Origin of the sequence: Emticicia sp., from assembly GCF_049241225.1 — a bacterium.
Lineage (GTDB): Bacteria > Bacteroidota > Bacteroidia > Cytophagales > Spirosomataceae > Emticicia.
The window spans coordinates 1-2,449 of the sequence record NZ_JBMLRC010000235.1 but is presented as its reverse complement, the minus strand read 5'-3'; the positions used below and the strand labels follow the sequence as shown (position 1 = coordinate 2,449).

Sequence of the window (2,449 nt, the reverse complement as noted above, 5' to 3'; positions counted from 1 at the left end):
ACTACTATCGTTACTCGCTTGAAACCATTGGCTTTTGCTCGGTTGATGGTATTATCGCACATATCATTGTTGCGGTGCCACCAATAATGGAGCATCCAACTATAAAGGTCGGCAGGGAAGAAATCTAACTGGCGGTATTCGTCCGAAACAAAGTTGATTCTGTACAGCCATTCGGTCATTTGTGGGCCGTTGAGAGCTTCGGTGGCGTGGTTTTCGCCATAAACTTTGGCGGCATCGGCCATCAGATAATCCATTCTGCTTTTAACGAGTTTTCTCAAATCGCTTACTTTTTTGCCCATTTCGCTCAACGAATCAGTTTTATATTTATCTCTTTGGGCATAAAAAACCGAGTCGGCATTTCCCCAAGCGATGCTCCATTTTTCGTCCCAGCGTTGCGAGTCCATTGCGTACATTTTCTTGATTCCCAATTCGAGCATCATTGGGTGAGCAATATAATCGTATTCATCGTCAATATAGTTGGCCACCATTTTATGCACCGAGTCCATCGAAGCAGGCAGAAACATCTTTTTCGAGTAATTAAATATAACTGTGTCTTTTGGGTTTTTCTGTAAATGTTTAGCTACGTGCCACATCTGAAAATAGCCATTTCCTGCATCGAAATTTAGATAGTGAGCCACCGCCAAATCAACACGAGCTTTCATATCTTTTGGGTTTTTATCGACAATGGCTTCATAACGAGCAATTTCTTTACCTAATTCGCTTTCCGAAATCGCTTTTCGGCTTTTTAGGCGTTCGTAGCGTTTCATTACATTTTCTTTATTCCAATAGTTTTTAATCGCTTTTTCGTCTTCGGGCGAAAGCCATTCTCCAAAAATAGCGTTGGGTTTAAAGACTCTAATTTTGGCATGAATGCCCGTTAAATCTTGCGGAGTTTTTGGGTCATAACTGTGCGATGCTCCAATCATCAATACTTCAAGGTCTTGTGTGGGTGTTTGCGGGAAGGCTGTTTGTGCGACTGCGACGAGTAAGATGAATAATAGCTTTTTCATAATTTCTGAGTGTTTGTTTTTGTTTGATGAAGCAAATTTATGGTGCTTTTGTAGGTACTAAGTAAGCTAATCGGCAAAGCGGATAATCATCTCGACCAACGAGAAAATTGACCGATGAAAGTTATTTGAAACATCTTTTGCAAGAAAAGACAGTTCGACGATTGCCATTCCTGTTCGACGGTGAAAAAGTGGCGTTTGTCGGAAAAATTTAGAAAATACTTTCAGAAAATCTATTTTCGTAGCAAATATTGTAGGACAAGTTTCTAACTTGTCAGTTTAGGTCGAAAACATTTCTAAACCTGCACAAGTTGGAAACTTGTGCTACACCACGATGAGCAAACGCCGACGTATCTTATTTCATATTTCTTTTTGGTTATTCTATATCTTTTCGGGTAATGTGCTGAACTACATTGGCGGAGGAGAATATGAGTTTAAAATAGAAGATTTATTGGGGCCACTTTCATTAAGCTCTTTGTTTTTCCGAATTACGGTTTCTTACATGATTATCTATGTTTTCAATCGTTTTTTTGATACAAAACAGTATCTCAATTTAGTTTTAGCATTTTTGGGTGTGTGTGCCATTTATATAACTGCCCGCTATCTGGTCGAGGAAGTTTTATATTTCAAGCTATTTGGCTTTCATAATTATTCCGAAGAGTCACGCCGTTTTCCATATTATGCTACCGATAATATTCAGAATGTAATCTATTATTCGTTCAATGGTTTTTTCTTGAAAATGATTGAAGATTTTTTCCGAACCGAAAAAGAAAAGAATGCACTTTTGACCGAAAAACTCAATGCCGAACAGGCTTTTCTGAAAAGTCAGCTTAATCCACATTTCTTGTTCAATACCCTCAATAATATCTATTCGCTGACACTTACAGCTTCGCCCAAAGCCCCCGAAGCAGTGCTGAAATTATCGGAATTGATGCGGTATATGCTCTATGAATCGAATGTTGAAAAAATAAATCTTGAAATCGAAGTGAAGTATCTGAAAAACTTCGTTGAGTTGCAGAGATTTCGTTATTCAGGACAAACCTATATTGATTTTCAAGTAGCAGGCGATTTACAATCGCAGAAAGTTGCTCCGCTTTTATTGATTGCGTTTGTCGAAAATGCTTTCAAGCATGGCGAAGTAAATATTGAATCTAAACCGCTTTCTATCAGTCTTTTATTGAATCAGAATAACCTAAATTTTACGGTAAAAAACTTTAAAAAAGACCAAAATAAAGACGAAGTAGGAGGGGTGGGGCTGGAAAACGTTCGCCGACGTTTAGATTTAATCTATCCAAATCAATACAGTTTGGATATTGAAGATGCGAAAGAAACCTATTTTTGTGAATTGAATTTGATATTATAGTCGATGTCTGTGAGGACATCATAGCCATCAGGTTAAGATTTTTTTTGATTGACGATTAAGAATTGATGAGCGGTTCGCC

The 2,449-nt window shown here is 38.0% G+C and carries 2 protein-coding genes; one reads left to right on the top strand and one right to left on the bottom strand.

Annotated features, from left to right (window positions below; genetic code table 11):
• A partial coding sequence (locus tag ACOVO2_RS12725) for a hypothetical protein (protein WP_421770343.1) occupies positions 1–1,010 on the bottom strand: 1,010 nt, incomplete at its 3' end.
• Between the two features lie 331 nt (positions 1,011–1,341).
• On the opposite strand from ACOVO2_RS12725, the gene ACOVO2_RS12720 reads away from it, so the two are divergent.
• On the top strand, positions 1,342–2,370 hold the full coding sequence (locus ACOVO2_RS12720) for a sensor histidine kinase (protein ID WP_421770342.1): 1,029 nt from the start codon (positions 1,342–1,344) through the stop codon (positions 2,368–2,370).
• Positions 2,371–2,449: the final 79 nt, after the last annotated feature.